The 18,749-nt window shown below is 54.7% G+C and carries 18 protein-coding genes; 10 read left to right on the plus strand and 8 right to left on the minus strand.

Annotation, left to right across the window (positions count from 1 at the left end; genetic code table 11):
• Nucleotides 1-61 precede the first annotated feature (61 nt).
• From V3851_RS20695 to V3851_RS20710, 4 genes are read left to right on the plus strand one after another with little or no spacing between them, the layout of a single operon-like run.
• Complete coding sequence (locus V3851_RS20695) at nucleotides 62-1,348, plus strand: ArnT family glycosyltransferase (RefSeq protein ID WP_331848464.1); 1,287 nt, start codon at nucleotides 62-64, stop codon at nucleotides 1,346-1,348.
• Complete coding sequence (locus V3851_RS20700) at nucleotides 1,345-2,052, plus strand: glycosyltransferase family 2 protein (protein WP_331848465.1); 708 nt, start codon at nucleotides 1,345-1,347, stop codon at nucleotides 2,050-2,052. Before V3851_RS20695 ends, V3851_RS20700 begins: the two co-directional genes overlap by 4 nt.
• On the plus strand, nucleotides 2,049-2,396 hold the full coding sequence (locus V3851_RS20705; protein ID WP_331848466.1) for a DUF2304 domain-containing protein: 348 nt from the start codon (nucleotides 2,049-2,051) through the stop codon (nucleotides 2,394-2,396). Before V3851_RS20700 ends, V3851_RS20705 begins: the two co-directional genes overlap by 4 nt.
• Nucleotides 2,380-2,727 (plus strand): EamA family transporter, encoded by a 348-nt coding sequence (locus tag V3851_RS20710; protein ID WP_331848467.1) that lies wholly within the window; start codon nucleotides 2,380-2,382, stop codon nucleotides 2,725-2,727. The genes V3851_RS20705 and V3851_RS20710 overlap by 17 nt, the downstream gene beginning before the upstream one ends.
• A 443-nt stretch (nucleotides 2,728-3,170) precedes the next feature.
• On the opposite strand, the gene V3851_RS20715 is transcribed toward V3851_RS20710, so the two are convergent.
• Entirely contained in the window at nucleotides 3,171-4,667 is a 1,497-nt protein-coding gene (locus V3851_RS20715) for a methyl-accepting chemotaxis protein (protein ID WP_331848468.1), read from the minus strand.
• 122 nt (nucleotides 4,668-4,789) lie between these two features.
• Entirely contained in the window at nucleotides 4,790-5,242 is a 453-nt protein-coding gene (locus tag V3851_RS20720) for a V4R domain-containing protein (protein WP_331848469.1), read from the minus strand.
• A gap of 204 nt (nucleotides 5,243-5,446) precedes the next feature.
• Between V3851_RS20720 and V3851_RS20725 the strand changes: the two genes are divergently transcribed.
• Nucleotides 5,447-6,163 (plus strand): Crp/Fnr family transcriptional regulator, encoded by a 717-nt coding sequence (locus V3851_RS20725; protein ID WP_331848470.1) that lies wholly within the window; start codon nucleotides 5,447-5,449, stop codon nucleotides 6,161-6,163.
• Between the two features lie 65 nt (nucleotides 6,164-6,228).
• Here the strand turns inward: V3851_RS20725 and V3851_RS20730 are convergent, their stop codons facing one another.
• The 6 genes from V3851_RS20730 to cidR form a co-directional block, all read right to left on the minus strand.
• Nucleotides 6,229-8,121, minus strand: coding sequence for an ABC transporter ATP-binding protein (locus V3851_RS20730; RefSeq protein WP_331848471.1), 1,893 nt, complete (start codon nucleotides 8,119-8,121; stop codon nucleotides 6,229-6,231).
• Nucleotides 8,118-9,854 carry an ABC transporter ATP-binding protein gene (locus V3851_RS20735; RefSeq protein ID WP_331848472.1) on the minus strand — a complete coding sequence of 579 codons (1,737 nt, stop codon included), beginning with the start codon at nucleotides 9,852-9,854 and terminating at the stop codon, nucleotides 8,118-8,120. The genes V3851_RS20730 and V3851_RS20735 overlap by 4 nt, the downstream gene beginning before the upstream one ends.
• A complete protein-coding gene (locus tag V3851_RS20740) occupies nucleotides 9,851-10,348 on the minus strand; it encodes a MarR family winged helix-turn-helix transcriptional regulator (RefSeq protein ID WP_331848473.1) in 498 nt (165 codons plus the stop codon). The genes V3851_RS20735 and V3851_RS20740 overlap by 4 nt, the downstream gene beginning before the upstream one ends.
• 166 nt (nucleotides 10,349-10,514) lie before the next feature.
• Complete coding sequence (gene pdaA, locus V3851_RS20745) at nucleotides 10,515-11,393, minus strand: delta-lactam-biosynthetic de-N-acetylase (RefSeq protein WP_331848474.1); 879 nt, start codon at nucleotides 11,391-11,393, stop codon at nucleotides 10,515-10,517.
• 81 nt (nucleotides 11,394-11,474) lie between these two features.
• On the minus strand, nucleotides 11,475-12,863 hold the full coding sequence (locus V3851_RS20750; RefSeq protein WP_331848475.1) for an amino acid permease: 1,389 nt from the start codon (nucleotides 12,861-12,863) through the stop codon (nucleotides 11,475-11,477).
• 111 nt (nucleotides 12,864-12,974) lie between these two features.
• Nucleotides 12,975-13,913, minus strand: a complete 939-nt coding sequence (cidR, locus tag V3851_RS20755) for a cidABC operon transcriptional activator CidR (RefSeq protein ID WP_331848476.1) — start codon at nucleotides 13,911-13,913, stop codon at nucleotides 12,975-12,977.
• A 134-nt stretch (nucleotides 13,914-14,047) separates the two neighbouring features.
• On the opposite strand from cidR, the gene V3851_RS20760 reads away from it, so the two are divergent.
• The 5 genes from V3851_RS20760 to V3851_RS20780 all read left to right on the plus strand — a co-directional run bounded on the left by V3851_RS20760 (nucleotide 14,048) and on the right by V3851_RS20780 (nucleotide 18,643).
• On the plus strand, nucleotides 14,048-14,428 hold the full coding sequence (locus V3851_RS20760) for a CidA/LrgA family protein (protein WP_331848477.1): 381 nt from the start codon (nucleotides 14,048-14,050) through the stop codon (nucleotides 14,426-14,428).
• Nucleotides 14,428-15,108, plus strand: coding sequence for a CidB/LrgB family autolysis modulator (locus V3851_RS20765; protein ID WP_414859339.1), 681 nt, complete (start codon nucleotides 14,428-14,430; stop codon nucleotides 15,106-15,108). Before V3851_RS20760 ends, V3851_RS20765 begins: the two co-directional genes overlap by 1 nt.
• Nucleotides 15,109-15,325: 217 nt before the next feature.
• A complete protein-coding gene (locus tag V3851_RS20770) occupies nucleotides 15,326-16,282 on the plus strand; it encodes a carbohydrate ABC transporter permease (RefSeq protein ID WP_414859338.1) in 957 nt (318 codons plus the stop codon).
• Nucleotides 16,279-17,106, plus strand: coding sequence for a carbohydrate ABC transporter permease (locus V3851_RS20775; protein WP_331848479.1), 828 nt, complete (start codon nucleotides 16,279-16,281; stop codon nucleotides 17,104-17,106). The genes V3851_RS20770 and V3851_RS20775 overlap by 4 nt, the downstream gene beginning before the upstream one ends.
• Before the next feature lie 109 nt (nucleotides 17,107-17,215).
• Nucleotides 17,216-18,643, plus strand: a complete 1,428-nt coding sequence (locus V3851_RS20780) for an ABC transporter substrate-binding protein (protein ID WP_331848480.1) — start codon at nucleotides 17,216-17,218, stop codon at nucleotides 18,641-18,643.
• The last annotated feature ends 106 nt before the right edge of the window (nucleotides 18,644-18,749 follow it).

Raw genomic sequence — 18,749 nt, forward strand, 5'->3', positions numbered from 1 at the left:
GATATATCTGGGTTTAAATGAACATTGAAAATCCATAAAAACGCAAAAGGGGCTGATCGCGTTGTTCTCGCCAACGGAAATCGGACGCAGGGGCAAGGTGCTGCTGATCGGGCTGATTGCTTTTGTCGGCATTCTTTCGTGCACGATCGTCCTCGTTTACAACGATTATTTTCTGCTGGGGGATCCGGTAAAACCGAACAATGACGACGTCAAATACATTCAAAGCGCCAGGCTCCTGCTGAACGAAGGCGTCCTGGCCTACAACTCGAAAGACCAACCGTCCGCCTTCATTATGCCCGGCATGCCGTTGTTATTAAGCGGCTTTATGGCCGTATTCGGCCAGGGTCAAGGGGGCGTTGTCGCCTTCCGGATCTTTCAGTGTCTGGAACAGGCTTTTTCGGTCTATCTGATTTACTGGATCGGCAAACGAATTTTTAACGCGCGGGTCGGCTTGATCGCCGCCGTTGTCAGCGCGCTGTACCTACCCGACTACTTCTCCTCCGGGGTCATCTTGTCGGAAACCACCTTCCGCATGCTGCTGCTTCTGCTCGTATGCCTGACGATTCTGGCCCGGGAGAAGGGGCGGACCGGGATCTACATATGGATCGGGGTGGTGACGGCGGCCGCGGCTTATTTTAAACCGCATGCTTCGCTCTATCCCGCCGTTTTTCTGCTACTCTGGTGGAAGGATAAGCTGCCTTGGCGGCTCGCGGTGAAATACGGGCTGCTGATGGCCATCGCCTACGCATTACTGCTTGCGCCTTGGTGGATCCGCAACTGGGTCACCTTTCATGAGTTCATCCTTTTCACCAATTCTGCGGGCAGCCCGTTTTTGCTCGGGACGCGGATTCGCGGGCAACTGCCCCCGCCGGGATTTTTCGAGGCGTATCCGCAGTATGAACCCGAAACCTTGTTCAAGGGCTCGGACCGCAATGCGGTCCAAAAAGGACTGGATATTATTTCATACGGGTTCAAGCATGAACCGCTCAAATATTTGTACTGGTATACGCTGGGGAGATGGGTCGAGCTGTATTTCCATCCCTTTTATTCCCGCCCGATCTGGCCGATTACCCGCCCTGTCATGAACGGGCTGCAAATCGTTCTCATGCTGCTAAATATGGCCGGCCTACTATGGGCGCTGGCGAAATGCCGGTTCTCCCGCCTGCTCCCCTTGCTGCTGGCCTTGGGATATTTCACGGTCATTTATTTGCCGTTTGTCGCATTTAACCGTTACGGCTATCCCAATATGGCGCTGTTGATCCTGTTCGGTTCTTTTGCCGTCGACCGGGTCGCATCGCGGTTTATCCGCCCTGCCTTGACCGGCGAAAGGAGGCCGTCAGCCATATGAAGACGCTGGTCATCATTCCCGCATACAATGAAGAGGGCAGCATCGCGGCCGTCATCCGCGACATCCGCCTTCATGCGCCGGAAGCCGACATTATCGTCGTCAACGACGGTTCGACCGACCGGACGCAAACGCTGGCCGAAGAAGCCGGGGCCCGGGTGCTGACGCTTCCCTACAATGTAGGGATCGGCGGCGGCATGCAAACGGGGTACTTGTACGCCCAGCGCATGGGCTACGATGTCGCGGTGCAAATGGACGCCGACGGACAGCATCCGGCCCGGGAACTGCCCAAGCTGATCGCCAAGGCGAAGGATTACGATCTGGTTATCGGTTCCCGGTACGCCGGAGCGACCTCTTACCGTTCCCCGCATATGCGGCGGATAGGGATGGTCTTCTTCTCGGGCCTGGTCACGCTGGTGACCGGTCAGCGCTTCACCGATACGACGAGCGGCTTCCGGGCGGCCGGGCGCAAAGTGATCGACTTGTACGCCCGATATTATCCGATTGACTATCCCGAAGTGGAATCGATTGTGTATTTGAAGCGGAAAGGCTGCCGGATCGCCGAGGTGCCGACGGAGATGCACGGCCGAACGGCGGGAAAATCGTCGATCACCCCGTGGAAATCGGTCTATTATATGTTCAAAGTAACATTGGCCGTCCTGATGAGCGCGATCCGGCGCAACAAACCGGCGGTGTTCAAGCCATGACGATCTATGTGTTGTCGGTGGCGCTGGCGGTTCTGTTCTTGCTGTTGGTGCTGGAGCTGGTACGCAGACAGAAGCTCAAGGAACAATATTCCCTGCTGTGGATTCTATTCAGCGCAGTCCTGCTCATCGTTTCACTCAACGTGCCGCTCATGGAATGGATCGCGACGCGCCTGGGCGTCAAATACGCCCCTGCCCTCCTCTTTCTGTTCGGGCTGCTGTTCTGCTTCGCCGTCATCCTCCACCTGACGATCGTCGTGACGAAGCTCACCGCCCAAGTGCTGCGCCTGACGCAGGAGCTGGCGATTTTAAAGGAACGGGGGGCTTCCCATGGACAAAACGATTAGCTATCTTCTCTTATTCGGCAATATCGTATTATTGGTTACCGGCCAGATTCTGTTCAAAATCGGGCTGAACCGCTCGGGGGGGCTGCACTTGGCCAAGCTGGTCACCTCTCCCGCCGTGATCGGCGGCATCACGCTGTACGCCATCGCCACTTTGCTGTGGTTCGCAGTGCTGACGCGGCTGCCCCTCAGTGTCGCCTATCCGATGCAGGCCTTCGCCTACGTGTTGACACTGTTTCCCGCTTACTTCCTGTTCCATGAATCGATTACGCCGATGAAACTTGCGGGCATCGCGGTGATCTTGTTCGGGGTTTTTCTGCTGGCAAGAGCTTGAGACGATCGAAAGTTAAGGTGAACGCGAACGACAGAGGTCGATCGACGAATGAGGAATGACGAAGGGTAGAGGTCGATTGACGAATGACGCATGACGAATACTGAAGGCGCAATTGACGAAGGGCGAATGAGGGAACATCAGAGTGGAATGCGGCTTATAGAAGCGCCCGGATAGACGGCTTCCCATCCAGGTAATTAGCTGGAAAACCTACAGCTATTTTTCGGATAAATCACGAAATTACAATATTAACTGGAAAACCTACAGCTAATTCCAGCCCAATCCTTGCAAACGCTAAAGATCGGTCCAAATAGATGGAGGTATTCCATTTATTTATTAGCAACAAGCGAATTTCACCAAAATAACTGGAAGTTATCCATCTAATTAAAACAGAACCGCCCGGACATCTCGTCCGGGCGGTTGTTCGTTTGCAGGGCAGCTACTTATTACCGCTCCAATTCAATCAGCTTCTTGACGGCCAGATCCGTCTCCTCGATCCGCCGCACCATCGGCTCGTTCTGGGCGGTCAGCGTATCCACCGTCGCCAGCAGCTCCTCCAGAGTCGCCGAGGATTGCTCGATGACGGCGACGAAATCGTTGACGGCATGCTCGATCCCCTCGCTCGTGCCCCTTACGGCAGTCGCCATGTCCGAAATGCCGGTCGCGCCTTCCGACAGCTCTCCGACATTTCTGTCGATCGTGCCGAAAGCCTCCTTCGTTTGCTCCACGAGCTCCAGGCTGCGCTTCATGTTGTCCACATTCTCGCTAAGGCGGACATGGGTGAGATCGGCCTGACGCGTCGCTTGGCCGACATTCTCCGTAATCTGCTTGGCCGATTCGTTCGTCAAATCCGACAGCTTGCGGATTTCATGGGCCACAACCTCAAAGCCCCGCCCCTGTTCGCCGGCCCGGGCCGCTTCAATGCTGGCGTTCAGCGACAACAGGCTCGTCTGGCTGGCAATCTCCTGAATCGAGAAGGAGAACTCCGAAATCTGATGAATATTGGTGATCAGGGCGCTAATGTCGTTTTTCATCGCATCCATGTTGAGGTTGAATTGATCGATTGTCCGGGTCAGTTGTCCGATGACCTCGGAGCCTTCCGTGGAAGCATCCTTGGTTTCCATTACGGATTTGACCAAGCTGTTGATGGAATTTTGCATCTCCATGATTTTTTGATTGGAATTATAAACATGCTCGGAGATGCCGCCGATCGTTTCCGTCTGGACGGCCGACCCCGTGGCCATTTCCTGAAACGCCGTGTTCATTTCCCGGAAAGCCTGCCGGTTGTCTGCACTGGCGGTCCGGATTTCGCCGATGCTTTGCGAGATCGTGCGGGTCGAAGCGGATACGATCTTCTCGCGTTCCAGTTCCTTGGCCAGCATCTCAGAGGCATTTTTGCTCAGGATGCTGAAATTCATCAGCATTTTACGGCTTAAATAGCACTGGGACAGCAAAACCGCCGAGGACACGAAATAGTAAAATAAATTAATGGCAATATTCTCAAGCGAGCTTGCCGAGTTCCCCGCAATCATGAAATGATCCAGGAAAATAAGCAGCAAGCCGGCGCCGAAGGCCGACCAGATCACGATCGGCGCGTTAAACATAATCCCGATGCTGAGCACAAAAAAAGCGGACATGCTTACGGAAGTGCCGCCGCCGTCCTGCAGCATGGTTATGACCGTGATCACGAACATTCCGGCTATCGATATGATTGAGATCCATTTTTCGAATTTTTTCGCCAAATGACCAAACCAGATTGCCGCGACCACGATAACGCTGGGAATCAAAATCGCCGCGAAGGCCGTGGCATCCGTGTGAAGCCCAAACAGCATAAACACAACCAGACCGACTGTAATGGAAACCATCAAACAGATCATCTGGTTTCTTTTGCGCAGATCATTATAGATGAACTGTTCCTGTTCCTCTCTCTGTATATCCGACATTCCTATTTCCCCCTGCCGCATGATGTGTAGTATGTATGTACTGGATTAAATATCGGCAGAAGTTGTCGAATAATGTAGATTTTAAAATTTAAAATATCAGATAACGATCCAATTACTGGATTTCAATCCTGCCACCGCACCTCGTACTCGCAATGCTCATCGCCGCATACATTGCATTTGGTTTCCCGGACATACACCTTCCGGTTCATGATCCGCCCCAAGGCCCCTTCGATAATCGCACCCTCTAGGTCGCAAACCTTCTTCTCCTCGATCACGGGCAGACCTTTGCAGAAGCAGTCGTCCACCACGATCTTGAGCAGATGCTCCTCGCGATGCGTCACGCGGGGTAGTCCGATCCGCAGCTTCGCAAACAGATCGAGCAGTTCCTCCTCGGTAGAAACCGGCAGACTCTCCCCGATCTTCCGCCCGATCGCAGCCGTCGTTCCTTTGCCTTCCAGCGGCAGCCCCTCCCGCATCCCGATCAGCCGTATAGCCCGAAACAGCTCCAGCGGTACCTCATTCCCCAGCCGTGCCCGATCAATCCGCTGCAAATCCGCAAATGAAAATCCACTCATGTTTTACTCCTCCTGTTCGCCACATTCGCGTCTTAATAGATTGTTTTACATACTTTAAATTTGCCGCATTTTCGGGTCCTTGGCCTTGATCTATGTCAAGTTTTATCCCCAAAATTTGTGCTAATAATCACAATTACTTTTCAATCCTACTGCTAGTTTAAAGGTAGAGACCAAACGCTAAAAAGTTCGTTGGAGGTGAGAAGAATGGGCTGTGCATTGCATTCGGCGGCTGCGGGAGAAACAACGCCCCCTTCCTGCTTGTCGCGCGTCCCCGTATTCGGGCAACTGCGGGCGGAGGAAGTGGCCCTGCTTCATTCCGTCATGAGATCGCGGCGGTTCTCCAAGGGAGAGACCGTTTTTCGCGAAGGTGATTGCTCGGATTCGCTCTTCGTGCTCAGTAGAGGTGTTATTAAATTGACCAAGCTGGAGGCAAGCGGCAAGGAGCATATAATACGCTTATTGTTCCCCGGGGATTTCTTCGGCCAATTCTCCCTGCTTCAGGAAAAGCCGCATTATGCCAGCGCGGCCGCGGCGGACGATGCGGACGTCTGCGTCATCCATCGCGAAGACTTCCTGGAGGTGCTGCGCCGCAGCCCGGAAACCGCCGCAAGATTCATGACGGCGTTAAGCGGGCAGCTTGAGGAGGCGGACAGTTGGGCAGCTGTTCTTACTCTGCTGGAGACGGGCCGCAGGCTGGCCAAAATGCTGCTTTATTTCCGGCAAAAGTCCGCGCCCGGCGCAGATGAATTTACGCTGCCCATTAGCAAAAAAGAGCTTGCGGGAGTGATCGGCGCCACGCCGGAAACACTCAGCCGCAAGCTCGGGCAATTGTCCGCCGACGGCATTGCCGCCGTCAGCGGAAGAAGAATTACGATTTTGAACGAAAAGGAACTTTGCCGTTTGGCCGGGGAGGAACAATGAAGCGTGCTGTCGCTGCCTAAGCGAACGGCCTCCGGCTAAGTTACGGCCCTAAAGAGAAAGGCGGTTTAACCCGCCTCCTGGTCGAAGCCGCCGCCCTTGGAAAACTGGCTGTTGTACAGGTCGGCATAGAATCCGCCCTGCGCAAGCAGTTCTTCATGGTTGCCCTGTTCAATGACCGAACCGTGATTCATGACCAGAATGAGATCGGCATCGCGGATCGTGGACAACCGGTGCGCAATGACAAAGCTCGTTCTGCCTTTCATCAGCTCGTTCATCGCTTTCTGGATATATACCTCGGTCCGGGTATCGACGCTGCTTGTCGCCTCATCGAGGATCAGAATCGCCGGATCGGCGAGAATGGCGCGGGCGATCGTCAGCAGTTGCTTCTGACCCTGGGAAATATTCGACGCTTCTTCATTAAGAACCGTATCATAGCCGCCCGGCAGCGTGCGGATAAAGTGGTCGGCATGCGCTGTCTTCGCGGCTTGAATGACTTCCTCTTCGGTCGCTCCTTCCCGCCCGTAAGCGATATTCTCGCGGATCGTGCCGTTGAACAGCCATGTATCCTGCAGCACCATCCCGAACATGCTGCGCAGATCGCCGCGCTTCAGATCGGTAATATTGACGCCGTCGACGGTGATCGCCCCTTCGTTAACCTCATAGAACCGCATCAGCAGATTGATCAGCGTCGTTTTGCCCGCGCCGGTCGGCCCGACGATCGCGATCGTTTGGCCTTGCGAAACGCGGATATTCATATCCTCGATCAAGACCTGCTGCGGATCATACCCGAATTTCACGTGATCGAACACCACATTGCCTTTAGGCTCCGCAAGCACCGCCGGTTTCGAGGCTTCCGGCACTTCTTCTTCCTCGTCGAGGATCTCGAAGACGCGCTCCGCCGAAGCGACGGTCGATTGAATAATGTTCGCGATATTTGCCGTTTGCGTGATCGGCTGGGTAAACTGTCTGGCGTATTGGATGAACGCTTGAACGTCCCCGATTTCGATGCTTCGCTTCGTCACGAGCACCCCGCCGACGACCGACACGAGCACATAGCCGATATTGCCGATGAAGCTCATGATCGGCATGATCACGCCTGAGATGAATTGGGCTTTCCAGCCCGCTTCGTACAAGCGCCCGTTAATGTCGTCGAATTGTTCCAGAGAACGCTGCTCCCGGCCGAACACCTTGACGATTTTGTGGCCGGTATACATCTCTTCCACGTGGCCGTTCAATTGGCCCAATTCTTTCTGTTGACGCATAAATTGCTTCTGCGAGCGTTTGGCGATGGACATGATCGCAACCACGCTGACCGGTAAAGTCAGCACGGCGATCAGCGTCATGAGCGGGCTGATCGACAGCATCATGACGAGCACGCCGATAATCGTGAGCACCGACGTGATCAGCTGCGTCAAACTCTGCTGCAGCGTCGAGCTGATGTTGTCCACGTCGTTGGTCACCCGGCTCAAAATTTCCCCGTGCGTCCGGGCGTCGAAATATTTCAGCGGCAGTCTCGACAGCTTGTCGTTCACATCGCGCCGCAAATCGTAAACCGTCTTCTGCGCGACGCCGGCCATCAAATACTGCTGGAAGTAACTGAAAATGGAACTCAGTACATACAGCCCGATCAAAATCATAATGATCTGCCATACATAATGAAAATCGATTTCCGCTCCCGGGATATGCTGTATTTTGCCCATAATGCCTTCGAACAGCTTGGTCGTCGCCTTACCCATGACTTTCGGGCTGAGAATGCTGAATACGGTACTCAAAATAGCCATGATCAGCACGGCGCCCAACTGGTATTTATGAGGACGGAGATAACGGATCAAGCGCTTCAGCGTGCCCTTGAAGTCTCTGGCCTTCTCGACCGGCATGCCCATGCGCGGACCGCCGCCGTGTCCGCCGCGCCGGCCGCCGGGACGGCCCGGGCCTCTTCTTGTTTGCTCCTGGCTCATGCGATCTCCTCCTCCGAAAGCTGCGAATACACGATTTCCCGGTATACGTCGCAGGTTTCCATCAATTCACGGTGCGTGCCGATTCCGGCGATCCTGCTTTCGTTCATGACGATAATCCGGTCCGCATCAAGCACCGTGCTGACCCGCTGGGCCACGATCAGTACGGTCGATTCGGAAGTTTCGCCCTTCAACGCGGCGCGCAACTTGGCATCGGTCTTGAAATCTAGCGCCGAGAAGCTGTCGTCGAAAATATAGATTTCCGCTCCCCGGACGAGCGCTCTGGCGATGGACAGGCGCTGCTTCTGCCCGCCGGAGACGTTGGTGCCGCCCTGGGCGATTTCGGATTCATACCCTTGCTCCATCTCGCCGATAAAATCGGCCGCCTGGGCGATGGCGGCGGCGTGCCGCACCTCCTCATCGGTGGCGTCCTCTTTGCCGTAGCGGATATTATCCGCGATAGTTCCGGTAAACAGCACCGCCTTCTGCGGCACAAAGCCGATCTTGGCGCGCAGCTCTTCCTGCGTCATGTCTCTGACATCGACGCCGTCGACCAGTACGCTGCCTTCGTCCACGTCATAGAAACGCGGGATCAGGCTGATGAGCGTCGATTTGCCCGAGCCCGTGCCGCCGATAATCGCCGTCACCTCGCCCGGCTTGGCGCTGAACGAGATGTCCTGGATCGCCGGCTGCTCCGCGCCGGGATAGCTGAACGATACATTGCGGAATTCAACGAATCCTCTCTGTTGTGAAGCGGTGCCGTTATCCCCGCCCGTCTCCTTATCCTTGATGACGGGAATCATATCCAGCACTTCATTGATCCGCACCGCCGAAGCCGAAGCGCGGGGGATCATCACGAACATCATCGAGACCATGATCAGGGAGAACATGATCTGCATCGCGTACTGCAAAAACGCCATCAGGTCGCCGACCTGCATATGACCGGCGTCTATCCGCAGGCCGCCGTACCAGATAATCGCTACGGACGAAATATTCATTACCAGCATCATGATCGGCATCATGAACGCCATGATTTTGTTGACCCGGATCGAGGTATCGGTCAGATCGAAGTTGGCCGCGTCGAAGCGCTTCTTCTCGTGACCGATCCGGTTGAACGCGCGGATGACCCGGATGCCGGTCAATTCTTCGCGCATCACGAGGTTCAGCTTGTCGATCTTCTTCTGAATCGCTTTGAACAGCGGAATCCCCTTCCGCGCAATCAGGAAGATCGCCAGCGCCAGGACCGGCATAATGACGACCAGGATCAGCGATAGGGTGGCGTCCTTCGAGACCGCCATAATGATCCCGCCGATACACATCATCGGCGCCATCACCATCATCCGCAGCATCATAATCAGAACCTGCTGCATTTGGGTGATGTCATTGGTCGTCCGGGTAATCAGCGAGGCGGTGCCGATTTTGTCGAATTCTTCGAGCGAGAAGTTCGACACATGCCCGAACACCTTTGCTCTCAATGTTTTGCCGAAGCCCGCCGCCGCCCGCGACGAGAAATAGCTGGCCGCGATCGAGCAGATCATTCCGCCGAGCGCCACCAGCAGCATGAACAGGCCGATTCGCCAAATGTACGGCGTATCCCCTTTGACGACACCGGTATCCACGATATCCGCCATCAGCGTCGGCAGATACAGCTCGGAGAGGGTCTGGAAAAACACCAGGACCAAAACGGCGGCAACCAGCCAGCGGTATGGCTTCAAATGCCGGAATAGCTTCATCATTCCCCATCATCTCCACTTTCTCTTTTTGACGATGCTCCCGCATCCTGTTTGCGCTTCTCTTCCATGAATCGAAACACCATTTCAAGCAAGTCGGCCAACTGGTCGATTCGCTCCGGACCCAAATATTCCATTAATTCCTTAAAAGACTGCTGTTGAGAGGCTCTGAGATCCCTGCATAACTTCTCCCCCTCTTCCGTCAGTTTGACGCGTACGACCCGCCTGTCCTCCTGATCGTGATTGCGGACCACCAGCCCCTGTGACTCCAAGCTTTTTACGAGCGGAGTTACCGTTGGCGAAGTTACATGCATCTTGCTGCTGATCTTCGAGACGGGAATACCGCGTTCTTCCTTGAGGCAGCCCATTTGTATAAAGAATAACACCCTGATTTCACTTGGCTTAAATCCTACTATTTCGTCGTGATGCCATCTCAGCTTTCTGAAGCGGCTAAACACCTCAAGCAATCGCCGGGCTTTGGGTTCTTCGCCCACATTCACGCCATCCCCTCCATTATTTAAATAATTTAATAATTAGGTATACTATTTATTCGTAAACCTAATTATAGGAGCCGGAATATCCAAAGTCAAGCGGAGCGGATACCGATTTTGTGACATAAAAAAAGACCGCCCTACCGGTTATCAACCGATTAAAGGCGGTCTTAAACTATGGTGCTTTTTTCGGAGCGGATTCCGGCTTGGCCTGATCCCTAGGTCTTTCCGGACCCTTGCGTCCCAGCTCATCCAGGCTTCTGAATTCGTAGCCTTGACGCCGGGCTTCGTCGATGATCGCGCCCAAAGCGGCGGCGTTGTCTTTGGAAACGGAATGGAGCAGGATCACCGCGCCGGGATGAAGCTGCGAAACGACCTTCCGGTACGCATAGTCCGATCCCTTCTGGTCGTTCACATCCCAGTCCTTATAAGCAATGGACCAGAATACGTTCGTATATCCCAACTCCTTGGTCACCATCAAGACCCGTTCGCTGAAAATTCCCCGCGGCGGACGCAAATAACGCATTCTGTCGGTCCCCGTCAGGGGAGCGGCCGCTTGCTTGACCCGTTCCAGTTCTTCCTTGATGCGGGCGTCGGAAATCGTCGTCATATCCGGGTGGCTCCAGGAATGGTTGCCGATCAGGTGCCCTTCCGCGGCCATCCGCTTCACGAGCTCGGGCTGATCCTTTACGTAATGTCCGGTAAGAAAAAAGATCGCCGGAACCTTCTTAGCCTTAAGCGTGTCCAGAATCGGCGCGGTGTACCCGTTCTCGTACCCGTTATCAAAGGTCAGAAAAAGCTCCTTGCGGGTCGTATCCCCGAGAAAAATCGCGCCGTGCCTGTCCACGATGTCCTTAAATCCTTCTTCATTAATGGAGGCAAGCTGCCCGTTCACGCTTTTCTTAAAACCGAAATGGAAGGGCGTATCGGCGGAAGCGGTCTCGGCCGGTGCAGCCGTCTCCACGGCCGCCCCTGCGGCAGCCCCGACGCTTCCCGCCGGTACGGATCCCAGGAGGAAACAAGCTAGCAGCCCAGGAATCAAGGCAAACTTCATGAGAAAAGTTCTCTCCTTCTTCTTGGATTATATGGTCATGCTCAGCTTAATTTCGGCCTTTTTTTCCGGGAATATGCATGATTACGACAAATGGCTATGCTTGTGGCTGTAAGTAAAGTAAACGATCAAGCCGATTGCCATCCACACCAGAAAAGCGATCCAGGTGATTCCCGGCAAACTGATCAGAAGGTAGCCGCAGGTCAGCACCGCAATCAGCGGGATCCACGGAACGAGCGGCACTTTGAAGGACCGCTGCAAATCCGGACGGGTCTTCCGCAGAATAATGATCCCGATGGATACGGAGATAAACGCGAACAGCGTGCCGATGCTCACCAGGTCGGCCAGCCTGTCCAGCGGGATGAGGCCCGCAAATACGGCGACCACACTTCCGGTCACCCACGTGCTTACCGAAGGAGCGCCCGTTTTCGGGTGCAGCCGGGACAGCTTCTCCGGGAGCAACCCGTCGCGGCCGATCGCGTAAAACAGCCGGGTTTGTCCGAACAACAGGACAAACAGGACCGTGGTAATCCCGACGATCGCGCCCAGCGAGATAAAGCCGGCCACCCAGTCCTGATGGATAAATTGCAGGGCGAAGGCGACCGGGTTTTTGACGTTGAGCAAATAGTAAGGCACGATACCGGTCAGAACGGCGGTCACCAAAACATACAGCAAGGAGCACACGACAAGCGACCAGATGATCCCTCTGGGGAGATCCTTCTGCGGATTTTTGACTTCTTCCGCCGCCGTGGCGACGACATCAAAGCCGATATAAGCCAAAAACGCCGTGGCGGCGCCGGTGACAACGCCGCTGAAGCCGAACGGCATGAACGGCGTCCAGTTGGACGGTTTAACGTAAAATACCCCGACCACGATGAACAACAGGATCACGGCAACCTTGAGAATCACCATGATCGAATTCAGCCGGGTCGATTCCTTGGCTCCGCGCGAGACGATAAACGTGAGCAGCAGCACGATCAGAACCGCGGGCACATCCAAATAGGTACCCTCCGCCGGGTTAAAGGCGCTGCTTAACGCCTTGGGAAGATCTAGCCCGAAGCCGGACAGCAGGCCCTGAAAATATCCGGACCAGCCGCTCGCCACCATCGACGCGGCGAAGCCGTATTCCAGGATCAGGTCCCAGCCGAGCACCCAGGCGACAATTTCTCCGAAAGTCGCGTAGCTGTAGGTGTAAGCGCTGCCCGATACGGGGACCATCGAGGCGAATTCCGCATAACATAGCGCGCAAAACGCGCAGACGATGCCGGCCAGCACGAAGGATAATATCAGACCCGGGCCGGCATGCTGGGCGGCGGCCACCCCGGTCAACACAAAAATCCCGGTGCCGACCACGCAGCCGACGCCGAGCATCGTCAAATCGAATGCGGTAAGCTCTTTCTTCAACCCCCCCTCGCCAGCGGCCGTTTTTTCCTCAAGCATGGATGTAATCGATTTTTTTCTGAAAAAACTCATGTAGACACTATCTCCCAGCGTAAAAGTATTTAAGCCACATCATGATATTATATGAAAACTGGAGACACCTGCCTAGAAGCGAATGTATGGTTAGTTTACCCATTATGTGAATTATTGATGGCTTTTTTTGCCATGAGATCCATGAGCCGGATTATCGGTACCTTCGGACGGAGTAAATACTTCCCGGGTAAACCGGATCCATTCGCGGGTCGCAAATGATAAATAGCGGTCCTCGCGCCAGATGATGCCCAGCTTCCAAGGAATCACCGGGTTGACCAGGGGCATGATCCGCACCCGCTTATCGCTGATCTCGCGGCAGATCGATTCCGGCAGCAAGGTGATGCCGAGCCCGACCGCAACCATTTCGCTGATCAGGTCCCACTGCGAGCTCTCGTAAATGATATGCGGTTGAAAGCCCGCTTTGGCGCATTCGGCGATGATCCGGTCATGCAGCGTAAAGTCCTGGCGAAACAGGACAAAATCATCCCGCGCCAGCTCGGGCAGCTCGACCTGCTCCCTTTCCGCAAGCGGGTGGGACGGATGTACCACGAGGTTCAGCTTCTCCTCCACGAATGGAAAACTGCTCAGCCCCTCCTGAAGAGTGGGTAGCACGGCGACGCCGACTTCGAGGAGCCCGTCCACCACGTCGGCTTCCACCTTCTTGGCTCCGTCCTCGAACAATTGAATTGTAATTTCGGGATAGCGTTGATGGAATTGCCCGATAACTTTCGGAAAAAAGCTTGAGCCAACCATCGGCGGCAAACCGATCCGGATGTGGCCCTTTTTGAGGTTGCGCAGATCGTCCAGCTCCGCCGTCAGATTTTGAAAGGAAGCTACGATTTGCTGGGCCTGAGCCACGATGAGAAGCCCCGCATCGGTGAGCTCCACCTTTTTGCCGATCCGGTCGAACAGGATTACCCCCAGCTCTTCTTCCATACTCTTGATCGTCTTGCTGATCGTCGGCTGCGTGATAAACAGAGCGTCGGCGGCTTTGGTAAAGCTTTTGAGGCGGGCGACTTCGATAAGATATTGCATCTGGCGAATGTCCACTTCTATCCAGTTCCTTTCTAATGATCTTTCCATAGATAAACGGAATGTTATTCATTCAGTATATTCATTTTACCCATGAAAGCAAATGATGTAATATTTTCAGTAACAAGATTGCGGAAAGGAGCTGGTTGCAGATGGGAAGCGTCAAACTTATCGGAAAAATCATTCTGCAGGTCGGAATCCTGATTCTGATCTCCCTGGCTATGAACTTCCTGGCGCAGCGGCTTCATCTGCCGATACCGGGCTCGATTTTAGGCATTATCGTCCTGTTTGCTTTACTGAAGCTGAATGTCATCCAATTGAAATGGATTGAGCAGGGAGCCAATTGGCTGCTCGCGGAATTGCTGTTGTTCTTCATTCCCGCCGCTGTCGGCGTGATGAAATATATCCCTCTGCTGGAGCAGGAAGGCGTGCAAATTTTGATCGTCGTCATCGCCAGCACGGTCATCGTCATGGTCAGCTCGGGGCTTGTCGCCTCGCGCATCGCCAAAAGAAGGGAGCGTAAGGCATCATGATTAAGGGTCTAATCGCACTTATTGTTACGCTCGTTATATATTGCCTGGCCAAACAGCTGTACCGTATCCGGCCGCGCGTCTATTTATCGCCGCTCCTGATCACGCCGCTGGTGCTGATTTTCGGCTTGATATGGATCGGTGTCCCTTATGAATCCTACGAACCCGGGGGCAAATGGCTCAGCGCCATGCTGCAGCCGGCCACGATCGCCTTCGCGGTTCCTTTATACAAGTATTACGATGTGCTGAAAAAACACGCCGTAGAGATCTTTGTCAGCGTACTGACCGGCTCGGTTGTAGCCATGTTATCCTCGGCCATTTTGGCGGAATGGATGCATTTGGATGCCAAGCTGGTTACCAGCTTGATCCCCCGTTCCGTCACGACCCCGATCGCCATGAGCGTATCCCAGGTGATCGGCGGAGTGCCGAATATTACCGCCGTGTTTGTCATATTGACCGGCCTCTTGGGCGCAACGCTCGGGCCGCTCGTGATGAAGCTGTTCCGCATTGACGGCGAGGTCGCGCGCGGCGTCCTGTTCGGTACAAGCGCGCACGGCACCGGAACCTCCAAAGCGTTTGAACTCAGTTCGCTGACCGGAACGATTTCCAGCATCTCGATGATTCTGGCCGCTCTGTTTACCCTGGGTGTCGCGCCGATGCTCATTTCGGTGCTGATTCAATAAAACTAAGCATTTTACGCTATGTTTCCTCCTAATATTCATATAGATGTTTTCTCTCTTGGGCCCTGCTGGAAGGCAGGGCTTATTTTTTGATGTAATCCGAAACTTTTCTAGCTTTGGGAAATTTTACGATAGTTTTACTTCAAGTTGACGCCGGGTTAATCCCCCTTCCTTAAACTGGGGGAGACATGTGAAACGAGCCAAAAGGAGGAGAATCCCTTTGAATACCACGGTTCGAAACGCCCCGTCTTCCGGAATTTCCGCTTCGCCTTACGGGGCGGCCCGCAAAACAGGCCGCAGCCTCTCCCGTCTCAAGGAACCGGCGTTAGCCTATCTTTTTCTCGCACCTTCAATCCTACTTTTCGGCTTGTTTCTACTTTACCCGCTTCTTCGCTCCTTCTACCTCAGCCTTTATCTGACCGACCCCCGGGGACAGATCGCCGCCTACGTCGGATTGGACAATTTCCGCCAGCTGCTGGCCTCTCCGCAATTCTGGAGCAGCCTTGCCGTAAGCGGCAAATTCGCCTTGATCACCGTGCCCGGCGGGCTGCTACTCGGCCTGGTCATGTCCGCGCTCGCGAATTCCCGGCTAAAAGGGATGCGCATCTTTCAATTTATTTTCTCGCTGCCGCTGGCACTCTCTGTCAGCACCTCATCCGTCATCTGGATGATGCTGTTCCATCCCACCCTCGGCATGTTCAACTATTTCCTCGACCTCGCCGGCTTGCCCGCGATCCAGTGGCTCACCGATCCGAAATGGGCGCTCCTGTCGCTTTCCGTCATGACGATCTGGATGAACTCCGGCTTTAATTTCATTGTACTGCTGAGCGGGCTGCAGGGGATTTCCGACGAGATGTACGACAGTGCCAAGATCGACGGCGCTGGTCCGATCCGCACCTTCGTTCGCATCATCCTGCCGCTGCTGTCCCCGGTCGTTTTCTTTCTGACCGTCGTTTCGCTCATCGGGTCCTTTCAGGCGTTCGGACAAATGCATATTTTGACCAAAGGCGGCCCAGCGGGCTCGACCGAAGTGCTTGTCTATTCCATATATAAGGAAGCGTTCGTCAACTACCAATTCGGCACCGGCAGCGCGATGGCCATCGTCCTGTTCTTGCTCATCCTGATATTGACGCTGATCCAATTCATATTCGTGGAAAAGAAGGTGCATTATCAATGACGCTCTCCCTGCCGCTGCGGAAAAGCGCCGTATACTTTATCCTGTGCCTGCTCGCACTGTTTATCCTGTATCCGCTGCTGTATACTTTCCTGTCCGTCTTTATGACGCCGGAAGAGACCAATATGTATCCTCCAAGGCTATTTCCTTCCAGCCTTTATCTCGGCAGCCTTGAGGCGGTCGTCTCCCTCATTCCGGTCGGCCGCTTCATTCTGAACAGCTTCCTCGTCTCGACGCTTGTGATGGCCGGACAGCTCGTCACGGCCAGCTTGGCCGCATACGCCTTCGCCTTCATCACGTTTCGCGGCAAAGCGCTCTGGTTCGCGATCGTCCTGTCGACGATGATGATCCCTTGGGAGGTCACCATGATCCCGAATTTTCTGCTGATCAAATCGTGGAACTGGCTGGATACCTATCCCGGCCTCGTGTTCCCTTTCCTCGCCTCGGCCTTCGGCATCTTCCTGCTGCGCCAGTTCTTCCTTCAGCTTCCCAGGGAGCTGTTCGAGGCCGCCCGGATCGACGGCTGCGGGCATCTGCGCTATTTCCTCCACATCGCCCTGCCGCTCGCCCGGCCGGGCCTGGCGACCCTGGCCGTGTACGTATTTCTGAATACCTGGAATATGTACTTATGGCCGCTGCTCATCACCAATACCGCGCAAATGCGCACCGTCCAAATCGGCATCAGCATGCTGCAGTTTGAAGAATTCACCGCTTGGAATATCGTCCTGGCCGGTGTCGCGCTGGTGCTACTGCCGTCGCTGCTGCTGATCGTTCTCGGCCTCAAGCAGCTTGTTCGCGGTCTGACCGCAGGTGCCGTCAAGGGTTAGGCGTTTCTCCCTTCTTAAGCCTTCACTGTTTTCGCTGCTAAGAGTCCCCGTCCTCCGGGGCGGTTTTAAATATATATTCAAGCTATTTCAAGGGAGAGAAGAATCCGAAATGAAAAATTGGAAGCGAAGAGAATCATTTTTGCCCGTGGCCGTATTGCTTCTGCTCGTTTCATTGATTGCGTCCGCCTGTGGGAGCGGAGCCAATACAAACACCGCCGGCGGCGCTGAGGCGGCAAACGGCAGCCCGTCGGCGGCGGCCGGAAGTTCGACAAGCGGCGCCGACGGAAAGAAAGAAGAAAAGACAGAGAAAACGAAGGTGATTTGGTGGCATTCCATGGGCGGAGAGCTCGGCAAAGCCGCGGATCAGCTTGTCGCCGACTTCAACGCTTCGCAAGACGGTATCGAGGTGGAAGCCGTCTACCAGGGGACATACGACGAAAGCTTGAATAAAATGAAGGCCTCCATGGATTCCAAGAGCGGCCCGTCCCTGATTCAAGTGTACGAAATCGGGTCGCGCTTCATGATCGATTCCGGCGCCATCACGCCGGTACAGGATTTTATCGACCAGGAAGGCTATGATGTCAGCCAGCTCGAAGAAAATATCGCCAGCTATTATACTTTCGACGGCAAACAGTATTCCATGCCGTTCAACACTTCCAATCCGATCCTTTATTACAATAAGGATCTGTTTAAAGCCGCCGGGCTCGACCCGGACAAGGCTCCGGCAACCTACGGGGAAGTGAAGCAGGCCGCGCAAACACTGGCGGCCAAAGGCACCCCGGCCTCGTTCGCCATCTACGGCTGGTTCATGGAGCAGTTCTTCGCCAATCAAGGGGCGGAATACGTAAATAACGGCAACGGGCGCTCTGCCCCGGCCGATGCTTCGCTGGTGAACGGCGATGCCGGGATTCAGACGCTGGAGTGGTGGAAAGAGATGGTTGACAGCAAGGCCGCCATCAACCTGGGGCGGAAGACCGACGACACCAAAAAGGCGTTCCTGGCTGGGCAGATCAGCATGACGCTGGACTCCACGGCGAGCCTGCGCGGCATTGTCGACGGCGCGGCCGGCAAATTCGAGGTCGGCACCGCTTTTCTGCCGAAGCCGGACGGAGCGGAAGGCGGCGTAGTGGTTGGCGGGGCAAGCTTGTGGATTTTGAACAACAAGCCGGAAGCCGAGCAAAAAGCCGCCTGGGAATTCATCAAATTTCTCGCGCAGCCGGAAACTCAAGCGAAATGGCATATTTCGACCGGATATTTCCCGATTACCAAGCAGGCTTATGACGAGCAAATCGTAAAGGAGAACCTCGACAAGTATCCGCAGTTCCAAACGGCAATCGACCAGCTTCACGCCAGCAAACCGAGCCAGGCCACCCAGGGCGCCGTGATGGGCGTATTCCCCGAAGCCCGGCAGATCGTCGAAGGCGCGATCGAAGAAGTGCTCGGCGGCTCCAAACCGGTAAAGCAGGCGCTGGACGCCGCCGCCGAAGCGATTACCGGCAAGATCAGTAACTATAACAAGACCGTAAACGTAAAATAATAGAGTGGCATGAACCGACGATAGAGGCCGCTTCCCGCACCGGAAGAACGGCCTCTATTTGTTGCGTTTTCTCCGCCTTGAAGCTGAACGCATTTTAGCATTGTCG

This window comes from Paenibacillus haidiansis, assembly GCF_036553665.1.
GTDB classification, from domain to species: Bacteria; Bacillota; Bacilli; order Paenibacillales; family Paenibacillaceae; genus Fontibacillus; species Fontibacillus haidiansis.